Origin of the sequence: Klebsiella sp. 28 (assembly GCF_018223905.1) — a bacterium.
Lineage (GTDB): Bacteria > Pseudomonadota > Gammaproteobacteria > Enterobacterales > Enterobacteriaceae > Klebsiella > Klebsiella pneumoniae.
Genome location: NZ_JAGRQY010000184.1, coordinates 1 through 3,211, shown reverse-complemented (window position 1 = coordinate 3,211; position 3,211 = coordinate 1). Strand labels below are relative to the sequence as shown.

The following is a 3,211-nucleotide window of genomic DNA, read 5'->3' as shown; positions in this document are numbered from 1 at the left end:
CGGCGGTAACGGTGACACCTCCGGGGCGTGGGGCGGTTTCTATGTTGAAGAGTACGTGGGAACCGAACACAGGATTATCATGTATATGGACGGCTTCGGGAGAACCGACGCATGGTCATTCCGCGCAGGTGGGGTAATTTCCACGCCCAAGGGCGACGTCATGACGACCGGTTCCGACGTGCGACTGAAAACCGACTTCACACAAGCGCCTGGAAACGCCTCAGAGCGCATTGAACGCTTAGGGGTGTGTGAGTACCGGATGAAGGGGGAAACGCGCCGGAGGCGTGGTTTTATCGCTCAGCAGGCTGAAAAAGCTGATGATCTGTATACTTTCCTCGGCATCGAGCAGGAGATTGATGGCGAAAAATTTAAGGTGATGAATGTGGATTACACGGCAATCATTGCTGACCTGGTTACGGTGGCGCAGGGTTTACTGGTTAAAAATCAGGAACTGGAAAGGCGTATATCTGTACTGGAGGGGATCTGATTGCCCTACGATTAGCCGCTAATAAAAAACAGAACATAAAAGGCCCCTGCAATGCAGGGGCCTTTTTTCTTATGTGGTTTATTTTTTTTCTAACTCTGACTCAAGCAACGCCTCAATTTTTTTCATTAAGCTGGATGGAATCTTCCGGTTATCAAATTTTAAGGTAACGTAATTACCGTTATATTTCGCAACAACCCCTTCACCATATGCTTTTTCGGTCTTTTGTGTATCTTTTGCATTGGTCTTAATAAAATCCTGTAATGCCTGGATGATCCGCATAGGTTCGAACTTTTCACCCTGCTTCTTCATGCGTAGCAGCTGCTGCGCCGCATCGAGCATAGCTTTCTCGTTTCCCTGATATATCTTGAACAAGTCATGCCCCGCACGGGCTGATAGCTCACCAGGATGTTGAAAAATGGCGATGATATCTTTAGGCAGGCCAGCTGTGTTGATGCAGCGGGTTATGATATTGCGGTCCACCCCTTCTGCTTCAGCTAAAGCTTTTACGCTGCCGTCAAAATCTTTCAGGCGGCGCTGATATTTTTTCCCCCGCTCATATGCGCTTGTTGGTCGATAATCGTTGCCGATTTGAGAGAGCCACTGCATTTGTTCGTCATCGAGATCACCGACTAATACGCGATAATCGCAACCTGTAATGATGGCTGTTTTTCGGCGCCGAGAACCATCAGCAACCTCTATGATGCCTGCAGTTTTGCGAGCGAACGCCGGGTTCTGCTGCCCCGAAGTGAGGAATGACGGAACGAGATCGGCCAAGGACGTTTCGTTGAGCAGGTCTTGATCACGTTCATTACCGAGCCAAACCATCGTCGCCATTTCAACTTTATCCGCTGGGATAGTTTCCAGCTTAAAGTTAACGTTACGTCCACACACAGGCAGCATAATACTGTTTCCCGATAATGAACTAAGCTGGCGTTGCAAATCACCCACCATCGGTGACACAGGCTGTGATGCGGGCGCCTGGTGCGTCTTGCTCATAATGCTGTCGATGTTGGGGGCATTTTTTAAAATAGAGCGCTGTTTCACAATTAGTCCTCCCAACGAGGTTTAATCAAGTCATCGAAAATTTCTTGGCAAACAGGCTCCCAAATAGAGACTGCATTTCGCCATGCATTAAGCGTTGAACGCTGGTTCGCGGCCTGTTCAAATACTGTGCGCATTTTTATTTGGCCCTTTCCTACTTCATCCGTCACTCGGACAACCTGACGCAGGACCATCGATCCCCATGTATTTCTGATTTGCTCTTCCATCCAGCGCGATTGATTACCAGTGGTCAGACTGTATTTCGTTAGTAACAGCCGTACAACAGGCTCAAAACCACCTAAATCAACGGTTTTAAGAAGGTCCAGAAGCATGGTGAAGAACTGCAGAACGGATGAATAATCAAATAGCTCTGCAGGGGTAGCCACGACGATAATATCGGCTGCGCAAACAACATTAATCGTACCTGTCCCTAAGTTTGGAGCGCTATCAATGACGATGATGTCATAGTTATCCCATACGGATTCGATAGCGGCCCGTAGCATCAGATGCGGAGGATGAGGTAGTTTTCCTTGGGCATGGTATTGCATCAGATCTGTTTCGATACGGTGCAGCGCCAGGCAGCTGGGGATAATGTCCAGACCTGGCCAGCAGGTCGGTTTTATAGCGTATTCCGCATTATCACGCTCACCAAGGTAAAACGGGAGCAAAGTATCCTCGGCATGGATGTGTAAATCCGGTACATAGCCGTGATACATCGAGGCGGTCCCTTGCGGATCGTTACCTTCAATGAGTAGCACTCGGTGACCTTGCAGAGCTAACCATTGAGCTTCATGCACTGCAGATGAGGTTTTATAAACGCCGCCTTTGTGCGACATAACAGCTAACACAGCTGGATTTTTGTCTGCAGGCCGTTGATTCGGATTGCCGAAAATGCTGCGCATATGGCTAATCTGGTCGATGGTATAGCCGGCGCGACGTTCAACGCGACCGCGTAACTCAAAATCAGGTGGTGGTAGTCGCCCATTTTTTTCAGCATCCCTAATTGCTTGCGGCGAAACGCCGATTAAATCAGCAACCTCGGTTATCCCCCAGCGACGAGTGATACGGCGAGCCTCGGGGCTATCATCACCAAATTGAGCTATAGCAATGGCCTGCGTCATCTCCTGCCCGCGGCTGATACATTCATGCAGTAAATTAATAAGCGACATTCCAATCCCCCTTGAGGAGTAATTTTCCTTTATGTTTTTTATCGTACTTTATGTATTTAACGCAAAGCAACGTAAAAAACGCAAAGTTGATGATAAAAAGCAAAGTTTATGATTTAACCAACAGAAACAGGCTTTTAGCGTGCTTAGCCGATGCATTATGAGTAGAAGGTAAGTTAGAAGAAGAAGTGTAAAACCTAACTTTATGTTTTTTATAGATAAAATGGTTATCTGTCTTCAACTCTATCGGAAGATAACAGGCTGCTTTCGAGGCCCTTTTTATCTAAAGGACATCAACCGATAAATAGACCACAACAACGTAACACTATCAGACAACATAAACACAAAGAAAACTTTAGGCTTCCCCATTCCTTAACTTGATCACCAAAACCAACATCATAACACAATTGCATATCATAGGTTAATCACAATGATTGATATCGTAACCAATCCAGAGAACATAGTCAAGCATCATAACATAACGGAGATACATATCAGCACACAATAGCCCATTATA

At 46.7% G+C, this 3,211-nt stretch carries 3 protein-coding genes; 1 reads left to right on the top strand and 2 read right to left on the bottom strand.

The genetic code is table 11. The features are described 5' to 3' along the window. Positions 1-487, top strand: a 487-nt coding sequence (locus KHQ28_RS24785) for a tail fiber domain-containing protein (protein ID WP_211777715.1), incomplete at its 5' end; no start/stop codon positions are given. Positions 488-565: 78 nt separating this feature from the next. Here the strand turns inward: KHQ28_RS24785 and KHQ28_RS24780 are convergent. Together KHQ28_RS24780 and sopA are read right to left on the bottom strand one after the other, a co-directional pair. Beyond that, the gene (locus KHQ28_RS24780) at positions 566-1,531 is read right to left on the bottom strand and encodes a ParB/RepB/Spo0J family plasmid partition protein (protein WP_023339380.1); all 966 of its coding nucleotides are present in this window, start codon (positions 1,529-1,531) and stop codon (positions 566-568) included. A 2-nt stretch (positions 1,532-1,533) separates the two neighbouring features. Beyond that, entirely contained in the window at positions 1,534-2,697 is a 1,164-nt protein-coding gene (sopA, locus tag KHQ28_RS24775) for a plasmid-partitioning protein SopA (RefSeq protein WP_023339381.1), read from the bottom strand. Positions 2,698-3,211: the final 514 nt, after the last annotated feature.

Bases quoted from the DNA above. Each gene is read 5' to 3' on its own strand.
- sopA (WP_023339381.1), bottom strand. From the start codon at position 2,697: ATGTCGCTTATTAATTTACTGCATGAATGTATCAGCCGCGGGCAGGAG.